The 23544-nt window shown below is 57.8% G+C and carries 20 protein-coding genes and 6 pseudogenes; 15 read left to right on the top strand and 11 right to left on the bottom strand.

Translation table 11 applies throughout. The annotated features are described in order from the left end of the window. Positions 1-12: 12 nt before the first annotated feature. The 3 genes from P0D84_RS46855 to P0D84_RS46845 all read right to left on the bottom strand — a co-directional run bounded on the left by P0D84_RS46855 (position 13) and on the right by P0D84_RS46845 (position 3126). The gene (locus P0D84_RS46855; RefSeq protein ID WP_408350791.1) at positions 13-1317 is read right to left on the bottom strand and encodes an MFS transporter; all 1305 of its coding nucleotides are present in this window, start codon (positions 1315-1317) and stop codon (positions 13-15) included. Between the two features lie 704 nt (positions 1318-2021). Then, positions 2022-2441 carry a response regulator gene (locus tag P0D84_RS46850; RefSeq protein ID WP_408350788.1) on the bottom strand — a complete coding sequence of 140 codons (420 nt, stop codon included), beginning with the start codon at positions 2439-2441 and terminating at the stop codon, positions 2022-2024. Between the two features lie 556 nt (positions 2442-2997). After that, on the bottom strand, positions 2998-3126 hold the full coding sequence (locus tag P0D84_RS46845) for a hypothetical protein (RefSeq protein ID WP_408345810.1): 129 nt from the start codon (positions 3124-3126) through the stop codon (positions 2998-3000). A gap of 266 nt (positions 3127-3392) precedes the next feature. Here P0D84_RS46845 and P0D84_RS46840 point away from each other — a divergent pair, with 266 nt between their 5' ends. Further along, positions 3393-3722, top strand: a complete 330-nt coding sequence (locus tag P0D84_RS46840; RefSeq protein WP_408350785.1) for an ATP-binding protein — start codon at positions 3393-3395, stop codon at positions 3720-3722. Between the two features lie 156 nt (positions 3723-3878). On the opposite strand, the gene P0D84_RS46835 is transcribed toward P0D84_RS46840, so the two are convergent. The 4 genes and pseudogenes from P0D84_RS46835 to P0D84_RS46820 form a co-directional block, all read right to left on the bottom strand. After that, entirely contained in the window at positions 3879-4622 is a 744-nt protein-coding gene (locus tag P0D84_RS46835; protein WP_408350782.1) for an HAD family hydrolase, read from the bottom strand. Beyond that, on the bottom strand, positions 4613-5080 hold the full coding sequence (locus tag P0D84_RS46830) for a YbaK/prolyl-tRNA synthetase associated domain-containing protein (protein ID WP_408351940.1): 468 nt from the start codon (positions 5078-5080) through the stop codon (positions 4613-4615). Before P0D84_RS46830 ends, P0D84_RS46835 begins: the two co-directional genes overlap by 10 nt. Then, positions 5073-5327, bottom strand: a complete 255-nt coding sequence (locus P0D84_RS46825; RefSeq protein ID WP_408351994.1) for a hypothetical protein — start codon at positions 5325-5327, stop codon at positions 5073-5075. The genes P0D84_RS46830 and P0D84_RS46825 overlap by 8 nt, the downstream gene beginning before the upstream one ends. Positions 5328-5337: 10 nt before the next feature. Then, positions 5338-5457: pseudogene (locus tag P0D84_RS46820) on the bottom strand (LrgB family protein); the annotation flags it as partial. A 60-nt stretch (positions 5458-5517) separates the two neighbouring features. Between P0D84_RS46820 and P0D84_RS46815 the strand changes: the two are divergent. From P0D84_RS46815 to P0D84_RS46790, 6 genes are all read left to right on the top strand, one after another. Beyond that, positions 5518-5946, top strand: coding sequence for a hypothetical protein (locus tag P0D84_RS46815; protein WP_408351991.1), 429 nt, complete (start codon positions 5518-5520; stop codon positions 5944-5946). A 438-nt stretch (positions 5947-6384) separates the two neighbouring features. Next, on the top strand, positions 6385-6816 hold the full coding sequence (locus tag P0D84_RS46810) for a hypothetical protein (RefSeq protein ID WP_408350779.1): 432 nt from the start codon (positions 6385-6387) through the stop codon (positions 6814-6816). Beyond that, a complete protein-coding gene (locus P0D84_RS46805; RefSeq protein ID WP_408350776.1) occupies positions 6810-8114 on the top strand; it encodes an EAL domain-containing protein in 1305 nt (434 codons plus the stop codon). Before P0D84_RS46810 ends, P0D84_RS46805 begins: the two co-directional genes overlap by 7 nt. Further along, positions 8111-10000 carry a PAS domain S-box protein gene (locus P0D84_RS46800; protein ID WP_408350773.1) on the top strand — a complete coding sequence of 630 codons (1890 nt, stop codon included), beginning with the start codon at positions 8111-8113 and terminating at the stop codon, positions 9998-10000. The genes P0D84_RS46805 and P0D84_RS46800 overlap by 4 nt, the downstream gene beginning before the upstream one ends. 5 nt (positions 10001-10005) lie before the next feature. Further along, on the top strand, positions 10006-10638 hold the full coding sequence (locus P0D84_RS46795) for a response regulator (RefSeq protein ID WP_408350770.1): 633 nt from the start codon (positions 10006-10008) through the stop codon (positions 10636-10638). Positions 10639-10765: 127 nt separating this feature from the next. Continuing rightward, a complete protein-coding gene (locus tag P0D84_RS46790; protein ID WP_408350767.1) occupies positions 10766-10951 on the top strand; it encodes a hypothetical protein in 186 nt (61 codons plus the stop codon). Positions 10952-11095: 144 nt separating this feature from the next. Here the strand turns inward: P0D84_RS46790 and tnpC are convergent. After that, positions 11096-11740, bottom strand: a pseudogene (gene tnpC / locus P0D84_RS46785) (IS66 family transposase); the annotation flags it as partial. A gap of 735 nt (positions 11741-12475) precedes the next feature. Here tnpC and P0D84_RS46780 point away from each other — a divergent pair. From P0D84_RS46780 to P0D84_RS46755, 7 genes and pseudogenes are all read left to right on the top strand, one after another. After that, positions 12476-14209, top strand: coding sequence for a methyl-accepting chemotaxis protein (locus P0D84_RS46780; protein WP_408351937.1), 1734 nt, complete (start codon positions 12476-12478; stop codon positions 14207-14209). 12 nt (positions 14210-14221) lie between these two features. After that, positions 14222-14518 (top strand): hypothetical protein, encoded by a 297-nt coding sequence (locus P0D84_RS46775; RefSeq protein ID WP_408350764.1) that lies wholly within the window; start codon positions 14222-14224, stop codon positions 14516-14518. 476 nt (positions 14519-14994) lie between these two features. Continuing rightward, positions 14995-15141: pseudogene (locus P0D84_RS46770) on the top strand (methyl-accepting chemotaxis protein); the annotation flags it as partial. Positions 15142-15246: 105 nt separating this feature from the next. Further along, a complete protein-coding gene (locus P0D84_RS46765; RefSeq protein ID WP_408350761.1) occupies positions 15247-17382 on the top strand; it encodes an EAL domain-containing protein in 2136 nt (711 codons plus the stop codon). 96 nt (positions 17383-17478) lie between these two features. Further along, positions 17479-17562 (top strand): annotated as a pseudogene (locus P0D84_RS49160) (IS6 family transposase); the annotation flags it as partial. Beyond that, positions 17554-17730: pseudogene (locus tag P0D84_RS46760) on the top strand (IS6 family transposase); the annotation flags it as partial. The pseudogenes P0D84_RS49160 and P0D84_RS46760, both read left to right, overlap by 9 nt. 467 nt (positions 17731-18197) lie before the next feature. Then, on the top strand, positions 18198-18770 hold the full coding sequence (locus P0D84_RS46755; protein WP_408350758.1) for a nuclear transport factor 2 family protein: 573 nt from the start codon (positions 18198-18200) through the stop codon (positions 18768-18770). A gap of 18 nt (positions 18771-18788) precedes the next feature. Here P0D84_RS46755 and P0D84_RS46750 read toward each other — a convergent pair whose 3' ends face one another. The 3 genes and pseudogenes from P0D84_RS46750 to P0D84_RS46740 all read right to left on the bottom strand — a co-directional run bounded on the left by P0D84_RS46750 (position 18789) and on the right by P0D84_RS46740 (position 21850). Further along, a complete protein-coding gene (locus P0D84_RS46750) occupies positions 18789-18920 on the bottom strand; it encodes a hypothetical protein (protein ID WP_408350755.1) in 132 nt (43 codons plus the stop codon). Positions 18921-19471: 551 nt separating this feature from the next. Next, positions 19472-20938 carry a 3'-5' exonuclease gene (locus P0D84_RS46745; protein WP_408350752.1) on the bottom strand — a complete coding sequence of 489 codons (1467 nt, stop codon included), beginning with the start codon at positions 20936-20938 and terminating at the stop codon, positions 19472-19474. 265 nt (positions 20939-21203) lie between these two features. Continuing rightward, positions 21204-21850, bottom strand: a pseudogene (locus P0D84_RS46740) (aspartate/glutamate racemase family protein). 266 nt (positions 21851-22116) lie between these two features. On the opposite strand from P0D84_RS46740, the gene P0D84_RS46735 reads away from it, so the two are divergent. After that, positions 22117-23526 carry a tetratricopeptide repeat protein gene (locus tag P0D84_RS46735; RefSeq protein WP_408350749.1) on the top strand — a complete coding sequence of 470 codons (1410 nt, stop codon included), beginning with the start codon at positions 22117-22119 and terminating at the stop codon, positions 23524-23526. Positions 23527-23544 lie beyond the last annotated feature (18 nt).

Genomic DNA, 23544 nt, shown 5'->3' with positions numbered 1-23544 from the left:
AGCCTGGAGTGACTAGCTGTTTACCCGCTCACGCGGTTGGAAAAGCGCAAGACACGCGCCGGCAAAAAGCGCTGCGGCGATGACGTATATGCCGGCGTTGGTGCTGTTTGTCGCGTCCTTCATCCAGCCCACGATAGTGGGACTGACAAAACCCGCGAGGTTGCCCACCGAGTTTATCAGCCCGATGCCGGCTGCTGCTGCACCGCCGCCCAGCATGGCGCTCGGCCACGCCCAGAAGACCGGCATCGTTGCGAGTACTCCTGCTGTACCCAGGGAGAGCGCCACCATAGCGAGTCCGACGTTGGAGCCAAAGATGGTGGCGACCAGCAGCCCGACGCTTGCCATGAGTCCGGCTGCCGCGAAGTGCCAGCGGCGCTCGCGCAGACGGTCGGCGCTTCGCGCAATCAGCAGCATCGCGACTATGGCACAGCCATACGGAATGGCCGTCAGCATGCCGATGTCCAGCGCATCCTTGACGCCTGCGGCCTTGATGAGCGTCGGCAAATAGAAGCCCACGCCATAGAGACCCATCATGCAGCAGAAGTAGATGGCGGCCATGAACCACACGCGGCCGTTGCCGAGGACACTTCCTACCGTGGCGTGCAGCTTTCCAACACCGTCCTGCGCAATCTTCTCCTCAAGAAGCTTCTTCTCTGGTTCCGTGAGCCACTTTGCGGCGCGAATCCCGTTCGGCAGATAGATGAGCGTGAAGACGCCAAGAACGATGGAGGGGATGGCTTCCAGCAGGAAGAGCCACTGCCAGTTTGCGAGGCCATGCACGCCATTGAATGCCTGCATAATCCAGCCCGACAGCGGGCCGCCGATGACCCCTGCAACGGGGATGCCCATCATGAAAAGCGCATTGACACGACTGCGGCGCTCGGCCGGATACCAGTAGGTCAGATAGAGAACGATACCGGGGAAGAAGCCGGCTTCGGCAATGCCAAGCAAAAAGCGCAATATATAGAACGAGGTTGGCGTTGACGCGTAAAGCGTGGCGGACGAAATAACCGCCCATGTAATCATGATTCGACTAATCCAGACCCGGGCGCCGAAGCGATGCATTAGCACATTGCTGGGAACTTCGAAGAAGAAGTAGCCGATAAAGAAAATGCCGGCACCGAGACCATAGACCGTGTCGCTGAACTTCAAGTCGCTGAGCATCTGCAGTTTTGCAAAGCCGACGTTGACGCGGTCAAGGTAAGCGGCGACGTAGCAGAGAAACAGAAAGGGCAGAAGGCGCCAGGTGACTTTGGAGTAAGCGAGGGATTCCAACTTGTCCCGGTCGATACTGGGATTCAGGATTGTAGCGTTCATTGTCTCTTAATGCTTTGGAAGTTATCTGTACGCACCCTCAGGTCCTGCGAGGACCACGATTGCCAGACGCGCATCCGGCAGCATACTGAAGATTTTGATTTCACGCTGTCTGTCTCGCGAAAGGTCAGTTGTCGAATCGCCGACTCAGCGACGAGCGAGGACATCCAGACGCGGACGCTTTGCCGAACGACACGACAGCTTGGGTGAGTGCCCGGGTCTCTTCGTCTTCTTCGATCGCCGACGAAGGACTTGTCAATCTTTAGCGTGCTGATGGGAAACCGCTAATGTACGCAAGGTTGGAGTAACCGGTCCAGAAATCGTCTAGCGCGACCTCTGTCCATACCTGAACCTGCCGCCAATCCAGAGGTTGCGCGCTACAGCGACTCAATGGCTTCGTGTCGCGCTTGCGCTATCTGCGCAATCTGGCCGGGGTGTTGGCAATGGTACGCGTCGAACAGCTGGGAGCATAAGTGGGCAAGTGACGCGAGACTCGCGGCCTGGTCTGCGTGCTCGACCTGGCCTGTGTCGAGCACGTCATCGAGAACCGGGGCGAGACTTCGCAGTCGCACAAACATCCTGGCATCTAGTTTCCTTTTGGACCTTCTGTGGCCAGATGGCGAGGCGCACCCTGAGACACTCAGCTCCCAGGCGATGCTTCACGAGTGAGTTGTGTCTTTCCATTGCCGGCGTATCGACGTGGCCGGTCATGGCGACGACCCTACTGTGACCTGCGAACTGTGCAGCTGAAGCAGTTCCAGCAGGCGCGAGGCCGCGACTGGCTTTCTGAGAAATGCCGACACCCGAAGGTGTGGCGGCGGTGTCGCCACCGCTGAGTTCAGAACAACTGGAATAGTTGCGAGCTCAGGCTCGGCTGCGAGCGCGCCGATAAGGGCGGGACCGTCCATGACCGGCATCATGAAATCTGAAACAACGATGTCTGGGCGCCTTCGGCGCGCTGCGCGCAGTGCCTCATCCCCGTTCGATGCAGTCATAACCTCGTAACCTTCCCCGCACACCAACGTCTCAAGCGCTTGAAGCAGGTTTATGTCGTCGTCGACCAGTAACACCATCACCATGACCCGCCCCCCAAGCAGTGGCTGTTCATCTCGTCTGTCTGCCGGCAACAGCTATTCCGCTGCCCGCCCGCAGTGAAAGCAGTTCGTTAGACGGGGGCGTCCTCGCGGTAGCTGACACTGCCGACAGCACAATCTGCGTTTCCTTTTCACTGGTTGCGCGTGTTTGCTTGTGGGTCGCGCGCAATACCGCGACAAACGATGCTCGGCATTTCGACGCTGACTTTCCGCTTGCGAGCAATTCCTGTTCGAACGCTCGCTGCAGAAACTCGGGGACCGCGTCGCTTAGCGCCTGCGACGGACGGTCGAACGTCTCTTTCCTCCCGTCGTCGAGAACGGTTGCCAACAGTGCCGCAAGTTCTTCCGTTAGTGCGGTCGAAATGGACGCGAGCTGTGTTTTGAGGTCGTCGAGCGGAGTCGGTATTCCAGATGGACCGATGCTCCTCAATGCAGACTTGCGCTTTGCGGCCATTGTGGGCTCCCAAAAGTCTTTCGGTAGCGTGCTCCCGCGCAATGAGTCCGTGCCAGGAGCCGTTTAAACGCCAACAACCTGCACAACAGGGATTCACAGTACGCGACTAGAGGTCGGATAATCCCTGACCTGCGGCTACTGGATGCATATTGCGGAGAGGTCGACGGTACGGCGATAGATGTTCCTGCCAAGCCACGGCACGAACGTGTACTCCGCATAGGCGTTGCTGCCGATATATATCCAGTTATGCAGAACAACTGACACGATGATTCCTTGAAGACGTTAAGAAAGCGAACGGGTCGGACGGGTATCGCGGAAGGCGATGGTGCGTCGGGCCGCACAGCGAGCTTTGCGCTGTCATAACGGCGAGCGCTGCCTCGATGAGAGAAGAGTAGGTTTTGCCGAAGGGCAAATCTACTCTACGGCGGGATATGCAGATGCCGCGTTGGCGTTAACTGGTTATACGTGCGTATAACTGCGGTTGTGAGATTAGCTAGCGGTGTCGAACAGCAGATAGGTCCAGTCCCGCCTTGACCTTCAGGCATGTCTCCGTCACGGTTGAGGACTTCCGCGACTCTTTAACCGTTCTTTACGACACGCGATTCAACATGGGAATGGAGCTTGCTGTTTCCAGTTCTATTGTTGAAGCCCACCGTGGGCAAATCCGGGCCTCTAATAACCCTGGAGGTGGTGCGACGTTCTCGTTCAGCTTGCCGCCAGCCCATGAAGGAGGCGGTGCGAAAGTGACGCACGCCGCCGGCAGCGTCCGCAGCAACCCGCACAGCGCCTTGGGGCAACTGGCGCCGGACCAGTTCCGGCAATTGAGTCAACCACAAACCGGCCAGCCAGCTAACTTATGAGTGGTGCACTCGGCGGGGTAAAGTCAGGATGAATCGGCGAGACATTGTGCATCAGCGAGCGGCTTCCGCACCCTGCGTCGGACGGAGCTATTGGGCGACGTCGCGCCGCAGGCGATAGCCTGAAGCTGGGACCAAAGTCGTGGGCCACGAAGGCGTCTACGTAATACGGAATTGACCAGCTGATAATTCGGCCGGTCCGCCGAGGGCGCGACAGAGCACCGACAAGTCGCGAATTGTGAGGTGCGGGGAGCGGGCACAATGCTCCAGAAATCTCGTCTCGAGATGATTCTGGCGAACCAGCCATGCCGCCTGCAACCCGGCACCCAATGCCCCGAGAATGTCCAGGTGAAAGTCATCCCCCACGTGAAGCAAATCTGTTGGATGCACGTCCGCTGCCCGGGCAGCCGCATGGAATATTTCGGGTTCAGGTTTGGCAATCCCCAGAGCACGAGCACTTAACGTTTCACGAAAGAACTCAGCACCGCCAGTCAGCCGGAGGTCTGCGTTGCCGTTAGTCACTGCGACGAGTGGAAACCTGGCACTCAACCATGCCAGCGCTGGCAAAGCGTCTTCATAAAACTCGACCTGCTGTCGGGCTGAATAGAAGGCATCGTATGCGCTGTCAGTGAGAGTTACATCTTCCTTCGCCAACTCCAACGCGAGTCTGATTGAGCCGATTCTCAAAGCTCGGTAGTCGTTGACGAGGTCCGGGCGCGAACGCTCGTACTCGTCTCGCAACCGACCGAGCGTATGCCATGCAGGCAGTACACTCGCAGTATTTGGCGCGTGCTCAATCAGCCATGAATGAAGAGTCGCTTCGGCACGCTCGACGGAAGGCCTAAATGGCCACAGGGTGTCATCAAGGTCGAATGAGATTGCGGATACTTTGCCTAAACGCATAGCGGCTGAAGGAGCGGGAGTGCAATTCGCACGTAATCGGCCGAACTGAGGACTATGGACTTGTCGAGCCGAGCGGCGTTGAACGCGATTTCGTCAAAGCTGCCAATCAAATCCGGGTCAACAATCAACTTTATATTCGCAGAGAACGAAAACGGAGGGATTGCACCAATAACGCACCCCGTTTCATGCTGCGCTTCTTCGGCTGAGGCCAGTGTGGCCTTCTTGAACCCGGCAGCTGCCGCCACTTTCTTGAAGTCCAGCTTCCTGTCCCCGGGAAGAATAGCGAGAATCAAGGCCTGCCCATCATCTTTGCTCTTGCATAGCATCGCCTTTGCACCTTGCCCCGGCGACGTTCCGCGAATGGCGGCAACCGCGTCAGACCGTCCCTCCGCAGGATGTTCGATGACACGATACCTGGCGCCCTCGCGCTCTAGCAGGGCGACCAGCTTCTCATACATGGTTGGCATGTTGTTCGATTCCCTCGACATATGACCAGGTCTGCGTCACATAAATGCGCTGCCCTGAGTCAATTTCGCCCCCCCCAGGAAAGCGAGTTAAAGCTGACGCAGCGACCAGCGAGCATAACCGCTCAAGGTCGATATTTCCACCGCTGATGATGCCGATGCGCTTGCCGTTGACCGAATCCTTCAAATTCAGCGCGTGACTGTCGGCAAGGGGGAAACGAGAAGCGGCAGCCAAGCCCACGCAAGCTTCGTCGAATGTGCTCGGCGTTGAGCGCAAGAGGCACGGCTAGGGCGACCGTAGCGGGCCCGAGAAGAAAGTTGATGAACTGCGCTCCAGCGAAGTATTCGCTGTACGGTGTCCCTGTTACAAGCATCGGGGCCGCACGGCGCGCAATGAACTTAAATCCGTACAGCTCTCGTCGGGTGAGCGCGTGGCTTTCGCCGGCGAACTCGCGAAGATCCGAGCGAAGCATCCCGACATCCGTTTCGTTACGATTACTGTTCGCAAGGAAAAGGCGAACAGCGCTTTCCGGCGCTCGCCCAACGGCCTGTACAACTTCATGGCGAAGCTCCTGCTACTTGAGGTCATGAGCGAATACGATTCGGTATGCTTTATTCCGCACGCCCGTTCCCTGAAGATCGAACTCAAGCATTCACTGCAGGAGTATCTCTGCACCGAACTCGCGGGCCGCGGCGCCGAGATCATGCTGCAGACCACGCCTTGGGAAAGTAAGGACAGCTTTTCCCTGCAGTTCGTCGACTGGGTGGCGGGTATCGTCTGGGCGCATCATGAGCACCGCAACGGCGACGCCTACAAGTCGGCATCGCCGAGTATCGCGCAGCGCCGGCTGTTCTTCTAACCGCCACGCGCGGCTCCCCGCGGCAGCAAGGAGCGCTCTGGATGGGCTATCGTCTGTGCCAGTTACGATTACGGCTCTTCGGCCGTAGCACACGGCCTGACGTGGCGTAACGCGTTGCTTGACGGCCACCGGCCAGGGGTCGGTCGTGGACTCGCGCGGCACGACCAAGTTGTTACACACACGCTGTGTGAGATCAGGTTTTTATGTCGAGAGAGTGAGCCGTACCCGTGCTCATACGCTGATCGCCGGTTAGGGGGTACGTCTTCCTGGTAGGCTCGCCCAGGTCATAGATCTGCGCCGGGTCGCAATGTGTCGTGCCCCTTTTCTGGCACGCTGATGCGTCGGGCGCGCGTATACCCCTAGGATATAACCCTAAACTACTGAAAATTCCTGCCGATAAATTAGCGCGACCCCTCTAATTTCCTCAGGATCCCCAGCATGACCCTCTCGAGACGCCTGCTCCTCACGCGGTCCATTGTCCTGGCGGCCCTGATGTTCATCGGCAGTATCGGCCTGTGGCGGTTCTATGAGGCGCAACAGCGCTTTGAGTATGTCCAGAGCAACATCATTCCCGGCGTCAAGGAGCTTGAAGACGCCAAGTACAATATTGGCGGCTACGCCCGGCCGGACCGTCGGTACCTCTTGAGCACCAATGGCGCTGGCCGGGTCGCAGCCCAGCAAGCGATCGACGCCCTCAGTGGCGTCGTTGATCAACATATTGCGACATCCGCACGCGACGACATCTCGGACGACACCGACCGCCAGATGCTCGCAGCCGACAGGGGAATCTTGCTGCCTACCGGGCTGCGTTGCAGAGTTTCGAAGCAAAAATCCGGGCAGGCGACCTGGATGGCGCGAAGGCCATGCTGACGACCGGCGGTGCCTTTAGCGATGCGGGCGTGAAATTAAGGGCAGGACTAGACAGTCAGATCGCGTACAACGTCAAGCTCTGCAACGACTTGCGCAATGTGAACAACGCCGTTTACTCGCAGGCCTTCTGGTTACTGCTGAGCTGTATGGTCGCGGCGCTGGTGGTGAGTGGCGGCCTCCCTGGGAAGACTTCGCGCTGCAAGCCGGCTTTCGCTCAGGCGTGGCCATTCCGCTGCGCCGGCCGGAACAGCCCCCCCAAGGCTGTTCTCCTCTTGTACAGCGCTTTTCCTGGCGGTTTTACGGCAACAGACCGGATCGATTTCATCGTGCTGTTGCAAACCATCTTGGGGTTCGCGATCGCGCGTATCGAGCGCCTGGAGGGCAGCACCAATGCTGTGCCATATGCGTTACGGCAGCATTGGTCGCTACTGCTCAGATCCGATGCCCTGCAAATGCACTATCAACCGCTGATGGATCTCAAAACGGGGCAGATTATCAAGGTCGAGGCGCTAGCCCGGCTACGCGATAGCGATCGGCTGCGAACGCCCGGGGAGTTTTTTCCGGCCCTGTCATCTGACGATTTTGTGGAGTTACATGCCCGTGGGTTAATGCAGGCGCTTTCGCAAAGAAATCGCTGGCTGCGTGACGGCATTAACCTGAACGTCTCCGTCAATTTGCCGCCCAGTGCGCTGAGCCACAATCGCTATTTCGAAGCGACGCAGCAGGCGGTGAGAGAGTGCGGCTGTGCTCCAGACGGGCTGACCCTGGAAATTCTGGAGACCGATGCGTTTCCGCCTGGTGTAGACGTATTGCGGGAGCTGACAAGATTCAAGACGCTCGGGATCAGGCTGGCCGACGCTGATCTCGGTTCGGGGCACAGCAGCCTGAACCGTTTGCCGGAAGTGCCGTTCGATCTTGTCAAGATTGACCGGAATATCTCGAACCTTGACGGCCATGATGCCTCAGACGCATTGCGTTTTATCTGCCAGCTGATCCGGCTTGGTCACTCGTTAGGCAAAACAGTGGCCGTGGAAGGGATCGAAGATGCCGGAATGCTCGAAGCTGTGTTGATTCTGGGTGCCGACGTAGCCCAGGGCCATGCGATCGCCCAGCCGATGCCAGTGGAACAGGTGGCGAAATGGCTGGGGAGTCGGCCTGGCCTGCCCTATTGCCGCCATTCGGACACTCCTCCGGGAAAGCTCGCCAGCCGGTTGATCTGGCAAGAACGCCTGCACCTGCTCTCCGAAGATCCGCGAGCTTTCGCCATGCCGGCCGACATCAGCAAAATAAAAAAATGACGCAAATTAATGTGGCCAGTTGGCGCGATTTTTCTGCGGCCACGAAGAGCGGAGTCGCGATTCTTTCCGTTGTCTCAGCGGCACTCCTGAATCATTGGATGGAGCTACATTTTGTGGGGACGCCAATTTCATTGTTTCTCTGCGCCATAGCATTTAGCACATGGTTCGGGGGGGCAGGACCCTGCATATTGGCTATTGCGATCTCCCTATTAACGTTTGATTACTTCTTTGTGTCCCCGCAGCACACATTTTTCGTGGGTGCCGTAGGCACGGTACGCCTTATCACGTTCCTTTTAACGTCCCTTTTTATCAGCGGACTCGGTGCGATGCGAAATAGCACCGCTAAGACCCTGAAACGCACACATGACGAATTGGTTGGTGCCCTCCAGGAATTAAGGGAAGCCAATTTGGCCTTGGAAGTTGAAAATGCCGAGCGCAAGCGGGTCCACGAGAAATTAATTAGCAGCGAAGCTTGTCTCACTGAAGGCCAGAAGATCAGCCATACCGGCAGCTGGCGCTGGAATCTTTCTTCGGAGAAACTCTCCTGGTCCGAAGAACATTATCGTATTTTCGGCTATGAGCCGCAGGCGCACGTCCCAAGCTTCGAGTCCATTGCGAAAAGAATTCACCCGGACGATCGAGATGAAGTACAGCGCACCGTGCAGCAGGCAATTCAGGAGTGGAGTCGGTTCGAATGCGAGTATCGAATCGTTTTGCCAGACGGCAGCATCAGATATGTTCGGGGCGTTGGCTGTCCTGTGGGGCAGCAATTGTCCGATTCTAGAGAATATGTCGGTACCACTGTAGACATCACGGCGCGTCGAAAAGTCGAAGAGCAGTTGCGTAAGAGTGAACAAGAATTCCGCACTTTGGCGGAGAACTTGCCGGACGGGGTCGTCCGATTCGACCTAAATTGCAGGCGTATTTATGTTAATCCGGCCTATGTTCGGCAGTCTGGCATTCCCGCAGACAAGGCGCTGGGCAATTCCCTGGAGGCAAATTGGCGAGGCGATGTTCCGGTTGAGGATTTTAAAAACATACTGCAACAAGTTTTGAAAACGGGAATTCCAAATCAAGTGTTCGGAGTATGGAAAAGCCAAAATGGCTCAAATGGTCATTTCGCCATTCAAATGGTCGCGGAAAGAAACTCGAGCGGAACAATCGTCGGTGTGCTGAGCATAGGCAGGGACGTCACCTCGCTGAAGGAGAGCGAACAACGGCTTGAGGAATCGCGGTATCAACTGAGGCAGCTAGCCGTGCGCATGGAGTCGGTGCGGGAAGAGGAGCGCAAACATTTGGCGAGGGAATTGCACGACGAATTCGCACAACATCTACTCGCGGTGCGCATGCGGGTCTCCTTACTCGATCATGAGTTCGGCAGGCGGATTCCCGCTTTGAAAACGAAAGTGCGAGACATGGTAGAAATTGTGGATTCGACAATCAAAACGGTACGCAATGTGGTGTCCACGTTGCGACCGGCAGAACTAGACCTGGGTATACTGTCGGCGCTTGAATGTCTTGTTAGCGAATTCACGACGCAGACAAACATTACGTGCAAATTGCATCGCAGCCCAAAAAATATATCCTTGCCCGAAAAAACTACCATCGCGATTTTCCGGGTAGCGCAGGAGGCGTTGCGGAACGTGGCGAAGCATGCAAATGCGGATCGAGTGGATATCAGTTTTAAATCCGATAAAGGTGAACTCGCACTGGAAGTACGTGACAACGGTAGCGGCTTTGATCCATCTATAAAAAAAGCGCTGTCCTTCGGGCTGGTCGGCATCCGCGAGCGCGTCCTAATGCTTGGCGGCCAAGTCGAGATAACTACGGCACCAGGAGAGGGAACTAGCGTTCAAGTTCGCATCCCCGCCATAACTGATCGGTGACACGAATGATAAAAATATTGGTGGCCGATGATCATGCCATTATGCGTGAAGGGCTGAAGCAGCTGTTCTCGTTGGAAAAAGGCATTTCTGTGGTGGCAGAAGCCTCTAATGGTGACGAGGTATTCGAAACTCTGCGGCGTATGCAGGTAGACCTGATATTGCTTGACATGTCGATGTCCGGGATCAGTGGTGCGAACCTGATTAACCGCATTCGTTTGCAAAGAGGGTGCCCCTATATTCTGGTGTTGAGCATGCATAACGAACCGCAGATTGTACGATATGCCTTAAACGCCGGAGCGTCCGGCTATCTTACCAAGGACAGCGATCCGTTGACATTGATTGGCGCGGTTGTCAAGGTTGCGTCGGGCGGTCGCTTCATCGATCCACGATTGGCAGAACAGTTGCTATTTGACGGGGGCGATTTGGCGCAAAGACCCCCGCACGAACTTCTTTCCACTCGAGAATTTGAAATATTCAATCTGCTCGTAAGGGGGCGCAGCGTCAATGAAATCGCTGAAGAACTTTCGATTAGCAACAAAACGGTCAGCACGCATAAAGCGCGATTGATGCAAAAAATAGATTGTCAAAGCACGGTTCAATTGGTGCGATATGCCATGTCTCATCAACTTACCGAGTAAGTTTTCAGCTCTGATCGTTTCTCTCAAATTGGTGTTGACTACAACGCAGGAATAACCGCGTTAAGTGTTTCTGGTAAATCTGTTTGCATTTCGCTAACCTGGCGCCTGCTTGATGCCGGGGTAGCGGATGAAGTGTGTGGTAGAACTGAGCGAAGCGGAGGAAATAACGTCGCGGCAGCTTTCGATCAATCACCGGCATCGGCACACGCACACGCACACGCGGGCAGCGGGTCTGCTGATGCTCGGGAGCAGGATCAAGCCCAAGGCCATCGTCTTGCAGCTCGATGTGAGCGGGCAAACGGTCTACAACTAGGCGCGCGCATGGCGGGACAGCGGGGTGCGCGGCCTGATGGGCGGCCATAACGGGTGGTCGTCCGCGGGCGTTGTCTGAGGCGATGGTCGCCACGGCACTCCATGTGGCAAGAGCCGAGTCGTTGACGCTTGCCCGGATCAGCTGCTAGCGAACAGGATCGATGTGTGAGGCGGCGGGCAGCAGTGGGGCGACATTCCAGGGCAGCAGTTCGTCGATCCGGTTTGCCGGGTGATCGGCAATGCGCTCGATGACGTAATGCAGGTAGGCTTCGGGATCAATGCCGTTCAGGCGGGCAGATCCGACCAAACTGTGCATAGCAGCGGCACGTTCGCCGCCTGAGTCTGCGCCGACAAATAACAAATTGCGGCGACCAACAGCCACACCGCGCAACGCGCGCTCGGCGATCAGGTTGTCGATCTCAGCCTGCCCATCGCTGCAGCAATAGACCAGCGCAGGCCAGCGATTCAACGAGTACTGGATCGCTTTGCTGGTGTCCGATTTCGCGGAAAGCGTGAGAAGCGTCGTCTCGAACCAGCGCTTCATGTCCTCAAGCAGCGGTACGGCCTGCGCCTGGTGTATGCGCTGTCGTTCGTCAGGCGGCTTGCCACGAATCTGTTCTTCAATACGGTAGAGGGCGCCGATGCGTTCGAGTGCTTCGCTGGTGATCGCCGATGGCCGCACAGCGTGCAGATCGTGCACCTTTCGGCGTGCGTGCGCCATGCATGCTGCCTCCTGAATCTGATCGCCCTGGTAAAGCTCTGCATAGCGGGCGAACTCCGTCACCTGGACGAAGGAAACCATCGACACCGAACGCGTCGAGCTTCTAAACGGGTATGGCACCAGATTTCAAGTCAATTTCTCGAGAACACTTAAAACTAGAAAACACTACTTTCTAGCTGTCATAGGTGTAGGGAAAACCCTACATAAAATTCGGGATCGACCGATATTTTTCGACTTCGTATAGTAGGAGACTAACGACTTTTCCGGTGCTTCGTTGTAGCTAACGTTTGAGACCCGGAAGCCAGTGCAAAACGATTTGCTTTTAGTCCTCTCGGCTTCAATTCCCAAATTGAACGGCGTTCATGGCTGCAGCAAAGCCACATTCGGGGGCTATGAATTCGCGAAAGTAGATAAGACTCGCCGTTTGTAGCCACCCGATCATCCAACCTATTGTCGCGGGGATACCGCCAAGAGGGACGTCATTCAATGTTTTCCTGAATTGCGACAGCAAGACGTCGCACCGAGTGGACGAAATCGAGCGAGACGTCCGCCTGATGTCTTTTGTCTCCGGTCGGGAGGGCGAGAGTTTGTTCGGACTCTAATGGAGATCAACGAAGCTAGGCGAATGCCGGAAATACTCCAACGCTCGTATCCGAATTGGTACCGGGGGTCTCTATGGCGACCCTCGACGAACCGGAGGTGCCGATTGCGAAAGAACTCGCGCAACCCATCGCTGCGATCGTCACGTACTTTCATCGATCAATTGGACACGGTAATCCCACGTCAAGTTTAAAAAATAACACGATGAAATTCAGCAACATGAAACTGGGTACCAGACTGATCAGTGCTTTTATGCTGGTGTGTGCTATTGGCGCCATCGTCAGCGGGATCGGCATCCACGATATGGATCAGATTAACGACAACGGCGACGATATCTACCGTCTCAATCTGGTCGGGCTCGACCTTACCCAGGAGGCGAACATCGACCTCCTGTATGTCAGCCGCTCTCTGCGCGACGCCATTCTGGCCACCAGCGCCGAGCAGCGGGCCGCATTCCTCGCCGACAGCGAAAAAAACCTGGCACTGACGCGCGAGAACCTCGACAAAGCCAAACAGACGTTAGTGAACGAGAAAGGCAGGGCTGCCTTCGCCGAGATCGACCAGAGCTGGCAGGATTACGCGCAGGCCGTCAGGGAGATGCAGGCCCGGGCCCGCGCTGCTTCGCTACAGGATCGCAGTGACCTGACCGACTACCTGTTCGGCGATTTCCGCTCGAGGAGCAACAAGGTCGACGACCTGATGGACGTAGTGGTGAATCTGAAGCAGAAAGGCGCGAAAGACCGTGCCGACTCGAACCGGATGCTCTATCAGGAAAGCCGCACCCTGATGATCGCCCTGGTGGTCTTTTCTGTTCTGGGCGGCATCGCGATCGGGGTCTGGCTCACGCGCAGTGTGACGCGGCAGTTGGGGGCCGAACCAGCGACCGCCGCCGAACTGGCCAAAAGCGTTGCCACCGGCGATCTGGGCGTCAGGATCGACCTGCGTCCCGGCGACACGAGCAGCCTGATGGCATCGCTGAAGGCCATGCGCGACGGCCTGCTGGGGGTCGTGTCAGAGGTGCGCGAGAACGCCGAAGGCGTGGCGACCGCGAGTGCGCAGATCGCCCAGGGCAATCTGGATCTGTCGAGCCGCACCGAAGAGCAGGCGGCCTCTCTCGAGGAAACTGCCTCCAGCATGGAAGAGCTGACCGCCACGGTCCGTCATAACACGGACAACGCAAGGCAGGCCGCCACGCTGGCCGGCACGGCCTCGGGCATCGCGCAGCGCGGTGGCGAGGTGGTCGGGCGTGTCGTTGAGACGATGCATGAGATCGCCAGCAGTTCAGCCAGGATGTCGGAGATCATCACGGTGATCGAGGGCATCGCCTTCCAGACCAACATCCTCGCGCTCAACGCGGCGGTCGAGGCAGCCCGCGCGGGCGAACAGGGTCGGGGCTTTGCTGTCGTGGCCGGTGAGGTCCGCACACTCGCCCAGCGCAGCGCCACTGCGGCGAAGGAAATCAAGGATCTGATCGGCAGCTCGCTGGATCGGGTGGACGTCGGCTCGAAGCTCGTCGAGGAAGCAGGCAGCACGATCAACGAGATCGTCGAGTCGGTGAAGCGCGTGACCGATATCGTGGGCGAAATCTCGTCGGCGTCGCAGGAGCAGAGCACCGGCATCGAACAGGTGAATCAGGCGGTCAGCCAGATGGACCAGGTGACCCAGCAGAATGCCGCGCTGGTCGAAGAGGCCTCGGCGGCGGCGCAGTCGATGGCCGGACAGGCCCAAAGCCTGCGTGAAACGGTGGCGTTCTTCAAAATCGGCGAAACGGGGGCCTCGGCGTCACGAGCGGTTGCCCAGCGGAGTGAACCGCGTCCGTCGGCACCGACAGTTCGCATGACCTCTCGTGAGTCATTGACCAGGCCAGTCGTTAGTGCAGACCGGAGCACCACAGCCGTGACGCACGCTGGTGATGCCGTGGACTGGCAGGCCTTCTGAGCGGGCGGAAAATTGAACAATGCTGACGAGGTGCTGAGAAAGATGGCCGCACTCTCGACCACTAACACGAAGACAGTAAGCATGCTTGGCGCACGGTCCATCGTGCTGGGCGCGTTTCTAGATGCCACCCTGCCGCACCTCACGACGTCGCAGCGTGCCGCGGTCATCCGGTCATTCCGTCAGGGCATTGAAGATGCCCTGACGCAGATGGACGATATCTCCTTGCCCGCCGAATATCACTCGACGCTGCTTGGGCTGACCAATGCCATTCTCGCCGCACTGGATCAGGAATCAGCCACCCAAGGATAGCGGATAGTTTCATCCGCCTGGTGCGGCCCAGGTCCGGGAACTCGCCGGTCAACCCAGGGGACTGCGTCCGCCCCTTTGTCTCAGTGCCAAAAGCGGCCGATGAGGATCGGATGCCCAATTTTCTCTCAGGTTCTGGCATGCCCCCGGACAGTCAGAATCTTTAGCCGACCCTAACCGGTCGGTTTTTTTTGCGGCTGGATGCGTATCGCTTCAGCGCCGGAGAGCCGCGATTGAGCGAGACGTTGGAAGTTGAAATGGATCGTCTTTCTGAGCGGGCTGCCTTCGGTCACCTGATGCAGGTACGAGAGGTCTATTCAGCGGCTCTCCTGCCTATCAAAGCGCAATTGGCCGCGCATGACAGCAATGGGCACGTGCAACCATGCTGAGCTTGACGCCGCGTCGAACAGCGTTCTTCAAGGCGCTAAACGATTTCATCGAGGTTCAGCAAGGCCTGATGGCCGCTGCCGTGCAGGAATGCGTCGGCGCGTATGCGGCGGGGCGGAGAGGTGGTCGGACGGGTGGTCGACACGATGCACGGGATCTCTGACAGTTCCGCCAGGGTGGGCGAGATCATCACCGTGATCGAAGGCATCGCGTGCCAGACCAACATCCTGGCACTCAATTGGTGTAATCCGCGATGACCACCCTGCTTTAAAAAAACAAAAATGACGTGCCACGATAGACCGGCACGGACGAATTTCCATCGAACAAACATCCGAGCATAGTAGATGATGGACAGAAATATCGCCCCATTTGACGGGCAACTGGGAACCTTGGCGCAACAAACACGGGATACAAGCGCGCAACGCTACCAGATGCTGTACGAAGCCACACCGGCGATGCTGCATTCGATCGATCCACAAGGGCGCCTGGTACATGTCAGTGATGTCTGGCTAACGACTCTAGGCTATGCGCGTGACGAGGTGATTGGCCGTTTTGTGGGTGACTTTATGACGCCTGAATCGCGCGCCTATTGCACTGAGACGGGCATCCCAGAGTTTTTTCGAACCGGCCAGCGTAAAGACATCGAATACCAGATGGTGCGTAAAGACGGCACCGTCATGGACGTCTTGCTGTCGTCCGTCATTCAATGCGACACCTTACTCTCGCTGACGGTCATCGAGGACGTGACCGAACGCAAGCGCGTGCAATCGGAACTGGCTGCGCAGCATGAGCGCTTGCGGGTGACACTCCATTCAATTAGTGAGGGTGTGATCACCACGGATGCGCAAGGTCGCGTCGAGTACCTTAACCCCGTCGCTGAAAAACTCACGGGATGGAGTAATGTGGCAGCTCGTGGAATGCCGTCTGAAGTGGTATTTGAGATCGTCGATGAGACGACTCGGTTGCGGGCGAAGAGTCCGGTAGAGGAGTGCTTGTCTGAGGACCGCGTTGTCGATATGGCAGACCACACGGTGCTGATGAGCCGCGATGGCCGGGAGTATCGCATTGAGGATTCGGCCGCACCGATCAAGGATGCGGCCGGCCAGACCCTGGGCGTGGTGCTGGTATTTCGTGACGTGTCGCAACAGCGTCAACTAATCCAGGAGATGACGTACCGGGCCACCCACGACACGCTAACGGGGCTGTTCAATCGGGACGAGTTCGAGCGCCGATTGCAACTGGCACTGACCTCGGCTCATCAAGGGGAGACGGAATATGCGTTGATGTACATCGATCTCGACCAATTCAAACTGGTCAATGATGCAGGCGGGCATGCTGCCGGCGATCAGTTGCTCAAGCAGGTGGTCGGCCTGATCAGTAAGCTGGTCCGCAAGAGCGATACCTTCGCTCGCTTGGGCGGTGATGAGTTTGGCCTGATTATCAAGCATTGCTCCATCGAAGCGGCTCAAAGCGTCGCGCAGAAGATCTGCGAAGGAATCGACGCATTTCGGTTTCAACACGGCAACCAGCGTCTCCATATCGGGGCCAGCATCGGGCTGGTGCCGGTGGACACGCGCTGGCCAACCACGGCGTGTATCTTGCGAGCGGCCGACAGCGCCTGCTTTGCCGCAAAACAGGCTGGGCGCAACCGTGTACATGCTTATTTTGGGGCCGACGAAGTGATCGAGTCTCATCACGAGGATATGCAATGGGTGCGACGGCTAGAACAGGCGCTGGACAATGGGCAGTTCATCCTGCTCTGGCAACAGATCAAGTCATTGGGCCATGAACGCGAAGGCTTATTCGGCGAGATCCTGCTGCGGCTGATCGACGACGACGGCCGGCTGATCTCGCCGGGTGCGTTCCTGCCCGCCGCGGAGCGTTTTCATATGGTCTCGCGCATCGATCGCTCGGTCGTGCGCACGGTGTTCGAATGGATGGCCAAGCACCGGACGGTGCTGTCGCATGTCGATACACTGGCGATCAACCTGTCGGGTCAGTCGATCGGCGACCGCGACTTCCATCACTACGTCACGGAGTTGATCAAGACCATCGCATTCGATCATCACAAGCTGTGCTTCGAGATCACCGAAACCACAGCTATCACGAACTTGAGCGACGCGAAATTGTTCTTCGAATCGATGCATGCATTCGGTGTGCGCTTCGCGCTGGACGATTTCGGTAGCGGCGTATCGTCGTTCGGCTACCTCAAGAGCTTGCCCGTCGATTACCTGAAGATCGACGGGCAATTCATTCAAGATCTGACGCACGATCGGGTTGATCAGGCCACAGTACGGTGCATCCGCGAAGTTGCGACGATTACCGGTAAGAGAACCGTAGCCGAATTTGTGGAGACCGAAGCCGTGGAAACGCTATTGCGCGAAATCGGAATCGACTATGCGCAGGGCTTTCTACGACACCGCCCGATAGCCCTCGACACGATCTTGGGCATGTCGCCGCACGGAGAGCCTATGGCGTGACGCAATGTTCTTTATAACGGTGGTTTTTTAAGGCAGTGGAGAATGACACGAAAGGGCATTGTCAGGTTGCCGGGGTCGGTCGGGTGAGATTGGACGATGAACAAATCGAAATCGCTCTATCACGGTCACCGCTTCCCGGCTAGCGTCATCAGTTGCGCAGTGCGATGGTATTTTCGCTTCCCGAAACGCACACGGGCATTTCTCTCGTGCTTCGAATTGATTCGGCAACATTTCGCACTGAAGCGGCATCTGTTGCCCGCTTCACTCCACCGCAAACAACTCGCGACCCGCTTCGCCGCGTGGCGCGAACTCACCGAAGTTACTCAAAATCCGTCAACTGGTTTCTGAACATTCGCCGCACCTGCCGCCGTTCTGTCAATTTATCGGCAAGTTGACAGCGCCCGCGAAACATGTCCGCCCGACAACAGGCAGAAGTCGGCCAGCTACGGACGTTGGTCCACACTCTCACGACGACGTTCGAACGTCGCGCCTCTTCCGGAAGCAGCCGTTCATATGATGCTGCGTCGAACGGCAAAAGCGGATCAGGTGCGCTGCTGGCGGTTGGCCGGCACATTTTGCCGCGACCTGGAGGTCATGAAAATCGTCCAATATCCGGAGTGGCTGGGCGTAGACTTACGATACGTCGACACATAGGCTCAAAGTGCGAAGCCTCCTGCGACTGATAAGCCGTGCAATCGTGCACGAGGGCGTACCGACAGGCGAACTCGGTGAGGCGCAATAACCTGAATTCCACTCAGTCCAGAATTTCGGTGCTCTTGCCAGTACATGGTTTCAGTTCCCTGGTGGGCGGGTCTATGACGGCACTCAAAGATGCACGTCATTCGCCAGACCGCAGCAAGGTACTCGCATGGATCGGTCGATTAGAGGATTTCGATGAATCGCAATATTTGGTTTTTCCAGCAACTACACCTGGCTTTCTTCTGGTTGGAGCTACCGCAATGCATGCACAAGAGGCGACTGCTGATAAGGGGTTTTTAGAAGCGCTCTCGAGGTTCGACTCAGCCCAACACGACCTTGAGAATGGGAACGCGGACACCACTAAAGCGATTTGGTCACATGGAGACGATGTAACCTTGTCCGGAGGGTTTGGAGGAGAGACCGAACAGGGTTGGGCAGCAATTGGTCCGCGCCTCGACTGGGTAGGTTCACATTTTTCTAAAGGTACAAGCACACTCGAACGACTTGCGGCCCGATCGTCTGGTGACTTGGGGTACGTTGTCCAGAATGAGCATATCCGCTACCAGGTTCCCGGGCAGTCCTCTGAGTCGACAAGAGACTACAGGGTCACTATGGTGTTTCGTCGTGAGCGGGGCGGCTGGCGACTTCTCCATCGCCACGCAGATACACAGATGGTCAAAAATACGTAGGCATTTCCCGAAACCGCCTCAAAGACCGTTGGCGGACATCTCCCGCGTATGACGCAGACACGATGATCCGTCTTCCAGAAAATCAACTTTTTCATAGCCAATGCTGGAAGCACATTGAGCTTGAATGCGATCGCCGACCGAAATGTTCATATGAGGTCCGGTGTATCGACGGTTCGCGTCTACTACCTCTTCTTGAGCGTTTGGGGCCCCCTCTATCAGCGTTCACCGCTTTGCGGGGCGATAAGAAGGCATCGTTGCTGGAGTCGAACGATGGATGTGTAACAACAAGGGTCCCGCGCTTGTAACGTGGAACGTTGCAATGACCGGGGCGTGACACTTTATGTTGTTCCATAGTTTTTCATTTTGCGGGAGAAGATAAATTTTCAAGTCATTGTTCGGTAAAGGAAGCCCCTGCACCAGGTCCTATTCTCGTGAGAGACATGAACCAGCTAGGGCCGATCTGTCGGATGCAGAGGTTCTTCGAAAACTTTGCGTGATGCGCAGACTCTAACCCAATAACCCAGACGATGATCCTGACGGGATTTATCGCCGAAGCGAGCGAACGGCTCGACCGCTTTCAGGCAGGCAAGCCCTACCAACGGGCAGACCGCAAGCTGGCCTGAGCCGGCATTGAGTGTTCGGTGACCGTCTAGCTCGGCCTTGAGAGTCGCATTGGTGCGGCGCGAACAGTCGTCAGCCTGTCACCGCCGCGACCTGAACAGCCGTATAAGCTCTTCGCGTAGCTCAGAGATGTCCAGAACATGACGTGCACGCGTGACTGCCACGTACAGCAGGCGCATCTCGTCTTGCTCCAGCATCAGGCGTCCGTCGATGGTCTTGAAGCGAAAATCATTGGCTACTTTCACCCGTTTCCATTCCAGCCCCTTCGCGCGGTGAACGGTAGAGATTACGTAGTCAGCGGACGCCTCGGGCGCGATTCGCCGCGCCAGTGCACGCAGATAGTCGGTGCCAAACTCGTCGACAATTCGGACGATCGGATGCAGGTCGCGCCCGACCGTGCTCTGTGCAAACGCCTGAGCGTCCTTCCACGTTTCGAACAGGGAGAACGCCGCTGGCCGGAACGCTCGTTTTCCCGCCTGCAACTGATCGGCACCATCTGCAAATGCCACAATCTCGGCGGGATTCATCCGGATCGCTGGCTTATAACCGGCTTCGACGCCCGCGGCCAGTTGCCAGATGGCCGTCACGTTCTTCCGACACAAAATGGCATCGACGGGTGGAGAGACAGCAGGGTCGTCCACCAGAATCGAACCGATTGTGTCCTGGCCGCGAATGGGCGTACGCTCGTCAAGCAGTCCTAGAATACGGCTGGCGAGCGCAGCGACCATGGGTCCGAAGCGGAAGGATTCGGTTAGTGCCCGCTCGTGCGCGTCGATCTGCGCCATTGCATTGACAGCGCCACGCCACTCGTAGATTTGCTGGTAGGGATCACCGACGTAAATGATCTGCGCGTGGCGCTGGCGGCCAAGCACCGAGAGCATGACGCCATCGCTGTCCTGCGCCTCGTCAAACAGGATGAAGTCCGCATCGATACGCGGTTCTGTCTGCGCCCAGACTTTTAGATAGACGTCCGGCGCAATGGCGCTGCGCCCGCGTGGATCAGTGCTTTCATTCCACAGACGCACCACGCAGGGAAGTAACGATTCGCGCAGCCAGTCGGCCGCCTTTTCATGTACCTTTTCGTCGACAGGGATGTGGGAAGCCTCCGGCCGCAACTGCGCCGAGCGGCAGAACCTGCCCAGCCCGTCGGCAACTATCCGACCAATTTCAAACGGCGTGACTTCGACGGTTTTGCCGGTGATGGTCGGCACCTGTATCGGTCCGAGCCCATAGCGGGCAGCCAATTCGTGCGGTGGCTCGCCCGGGATGTTCAGGCGCGCGGTCAGGGCGGGAGCTACGGATGCATACGCGAGCGAATGCACTGTGCGAGCGTTGACATTGGACGGAAAGCCGCGGCGAGCGTGCTCGGCGATTTCCTTGTTGAAGGCGAGATAGCTGCCGCGCTTACCCGGGAGGTGATCAGCAATCAGCCGCAGCGTCGAAGTCTTTCCCGCGCCCGCATACGCCTTGATCTTCAGGTCGCCCCCGCCAAGAACGGCATCTACGACAGCGTGCTGTTCGACAGTGGGCTTAAACGAATGGGGCATGGCATGTGAGGCTGAGCGAAGATGCCCGTAGTGTGCCCGAAATCGCCTGTGGGCAAACTGCCGCGCGGCAACCGACCTCGTGTTGCCGGCAGCGCGACGACCGAATCCCAATCACGACCCTACCTCGGGAGTCGATTTATGCCTTAACACATGAGACCCAATTCGGCCCATTTCCGGCCGGTCGCCCGAGTGCTCACATGGACGCTTGACCGGCCGGTCCACTCCTGTATGAGACAGTTTTACTGTGGACGGATGATGCTCGCATCTATTCCAGTGCCCGCGTAACCGCCGCCTGCTCGTGCAGCGCGGTGGTGTCGAAGACCTGCAGCGGCACATCTTCCTGCGAAAGCAGGAGGGCGATCTCCGTGCAGCCGAGAATCACGCCGCCCACACCCTGCGTCCGCATCTAGTCGATGATGAGCCGGTAGGCATCGCGTGATGCCTCGCGCACGATGCCGTTGCAAAGCTCGTCGTAGATCACCTGGTGCAACAGCACGCGCTCCTGCGCCTGTGGCACCAGCGCTTCGATGCCGTGCCGCTCCTGCATGCGGCCGGGGCAAGATCCTGCTCCATCGTGAAGGCTTGTTGCGCGGTGGGGTCGACGATATGAAGGAATGGAACGTCGAGCGCGGCTTCCAGCGCCGGCGCCACGCGATGCATGGCATTCGTGCAGAGCAGTACGAAATCCGCCCCCGCGGTCTGCACCTGCAGCGCCGCCCGCGTCATTTGTCGCCGAGCCCCTCCCAGCGTTGCGCATGCTGCAGCCTCTTGATCCCTCGAAGCTGACCGTGACCATCACGCTGGCGCGTTATGGTGGCCGCCCAGCCGCGACTTCATGTCCACGTTGATCAGGCGGCAATACTCGGCCGACGATTCCCAGCTCATGCCCCCGATCAGTCCGATCATCTTCATTTCATCTTCCTGGCGGATGCCGCGCTGTCGAGCCGCAGCCAATATAGCAGCACACGTGGCGCGCCTCCATCCGGTGCGATGTCTTCCGCGACCGAACTTACTGTCGAAAAGCGTCGGCTACCGAGCAACACTTTTCTGAGTTCCGTGCTGGCATGAATGTCCGCACAGCCGTCGGCAAAGGCGCAGGGTTACATGGCACGGTCGATGCGTTGATGACGCCGTCAAGAGTCGTCTATTGACCAACATCGGGCCGTGCGAGGTGTGTCATGTCCAGTGCTCAGCAACAAGCCAGTCGCGGAACCAGCAACGGCTTGCGCGCCTTCTCCTGGCTGCGTGCCGTAAGGTTGATTTTCGGTGCACCCAAAGAGTATTTGCCTTACGTGCTTCCGTGGGTGCTGGGAAGCCTGACTGTCGCGTTCTGCTGTCTCGTCGTGCAGGGCGTGCTCAGGCAACAACTGCTGGTGCCGCCCGTGGACACCCCGCCGTCTCTGGCCGAACGCGGCTACACATCCAGTTTCCTCGCCGAAAAGATCATGTCTGCGATGCGGGTGATCGGGCGCGACGCTGGTTCCATTCCCCACGACGCGCTGACCGTGAGCGAAGCTCAGCCCGACATCCAGATTCCCGGTCAGGACCTGTCCTATGCGACGACCGTGCGCTTTCTGAAAGAGGTCGTCGACCGGAAGGATGTGGTCGTTCATATCGGCATCACGAAGCTTGGCGATGCCGCGGATTCCTACGTGGCGCACGTGCAGATCGAAGGCGGTGTGTTCCGCTCGCGCCAGGACGAGGTGCCGTTCGCGGGACGCGACATGGACAGGTTCGTGCGCGATATCGCTACGCAGGCGATGCGGCTTGCCGAGCCGAACATACTGGCCAGCCATCTGTTCACCGAAGTGCAGAAAACGAAATGCTCGCTTGCGCAATGCAACTACAGTGAGATCGTCGGCATCTACGATGAAGTGCTTGCGCTGCCCGCTTCGAAACAGAGCGAATGGGCGGAGGCAGGTAAGGCGTGGTTGCTGGTGAGCCAGGGCCTCGCGAAAGAGGCGGAAGCGCAGAGCCGCGAGGCGCTGCGCCGCTACGAGGGCTCGGCGATTCTGCGGGCTAGCCTCGGGATTGCGCTCGAGCAGCAGCACCGAATCGACGACGCGCTGGAGCAACTCAAGGCGGGCGCCAAAGAATCATCGAGGACCGCCGAGAACCTGCGTCTGCTGGGCGACGTGATGTTGCATGCGCATCGTTATCCGGAAGCGCTGAAGGCTTTCAGGGAAGCCGATCGTATGCAGCCGGACTCGGTCTACACGCTGCACGACTGGGGTGAGGCGCTTATCGCGGTCGGGCGCTACAACGATGCGATTGCAAAGTTCTCTCAGGCCGTATCGCTTCGCCCGGATCTCGCGCCGTCGTATGCGGGGTGGGGCCGTGCGCTCGAGCTAAATGGCGAGATGACCGAAGCGGCGCACCGGTATGCGCAGGCATCGAAACTCGACAAGGATGTGCTCTCGCCGCACGAAGACCATATTGCGCGGCTCAGCAATGAGTATCAGGAGGTCACGCATTCCGATACGCCGGCTCCGGATGCGACGAGCCGCCCACATTTGAATCCGCCCGGAAGACGTCAGCCTGAAGCAGCACAAAGCCCGATCGGATGGACCGCGATGCTGACGGCTTAGCGCAAAGGCATCTTGTTT

Origin of the sequence: Paraburkholderia sp. RL17-337-BIB-A, assembly GCF_046025895.1 — a bacterium.
In the GTDB taxonomy this organism is placed as follows: Bacteria; Pseudomonadota; Gammaproteobacteria; order Burkholderiales; family Burkholderiaceae; genus Paraburkholderia; species Paraburkholderia fungorum_C.
The sequence above is the reverse complement of the archived record's forward strand: the minus strand, read 5'-3'. Positions and strand labels throughout refer to the sequence as shown.

What these genes read in the sequence shown, in the direction of transcription:
- P0D84_RS46835 (WP_408350782.1), bottom strand. Translation starts at nt 4,622, where the DNA reads ATGCGTTTAGGCAAAGTATCCGCAATCTCATTCGACCTTGATGACACC.
- P0D84_RS46810 (WP_408350779.1), top strand. Translation starts at nt 6,385, where the DNA reads ATGACCCTCTCGAGACGCCTGCTCCTCACGCGGTCCATTGTCCTGGCG.
- P0D84_RS46805 (WP_408350776.1), top strand. Translation starts at nt 6,810, where the DNA reads ATGCTGACGACCGGCGGTGCCTTTAGCGATGCGGGCGTGAAATTAAGG.
- P0D84_RS46765 (WP_408350761.1), top strand. Translation starts at nt 15,247, where the DNA reads ATGATGGACAGAAATATCGCCCCATTTGACGGGCAACTGGGAACCTTG.
- P0D84_RS46780 (WP_408351937.1), top strand. Translation starts at nt 12,476, where the DNA reads ATGAAATTCAGCAACATGAAACTGGGTACCAGACTGATCAGTGCTTTT.
- P0D84_RS46790 (WP_408350767.1), top strand. Translation starts at nt 10,766, where the DNA reads ATGAAGTGTGTGGTAGAACTGAGCGAAGCGGAGGAAATAACGTCGCGG.
- P0D84_RS46745 (WP_408350752.1), bottom strand. Translation starts at nt 20,938, where the DNA reads ATGCCCCATTCGTTTAAGCCCACTGTCGAACAGCACGCTGTCGTAGAT.
- P0D84_RS46800 (WP_408350773.1), top strand. Translation starts at nt 8,111, where the DNA reads ATGACGCAAATTAATGTGGCCAGTTGGCGCGATTTTTCTGCGGCCACG.
- P0D84_RS46735 (WP_408350749.1), top strand. Translation starts at nt 22,117, where the DNA reads ATGTCCAGTGCTCAGCAACAAGCCAGTCGCGGAACCAGCAACGGCTTG.
- P0D84_RS46750 (WP_408350755.1), bottom strand. Translation starts at nt 18,920, where the DNA reads ATGAACATTTCGGTCGGCGATCGCATTCAAGCTCAATGTGCTTCCAGC.
- P0D84_RS46855 (WP_408350791.1), bottom strand. Translation starts at nt 1,317, where the DNA reads ATGAACGCTACAATCCTGAATCCCAGTATCGACCGGGACAAGTTGGAA.
- P0D84_RS46830 (WP_408351940.1), bottom strand. Translation starts at nt 5,080, where the DNA reads ATGTATGAGAAGCTGGTCGCCCTGCTAGAGCGCGAGGGCGCCAGGTAT.
- P0D84_RS46755 (WP_408350758.1), top strand. Translation starts at nt 18,198, where the DNA reads ATGACGGCACTCAAAGATGCACGTCATTCGCCAGACCGCAGCAAGGTA.
- P0D84_RS46795 (WP_408350770.1), top strand. Translation starts at nt 10,006, where the DNA reads ATGATAAAAATATTGGTGGCCGATGATCATGCCATTATGCGTGAAGGG.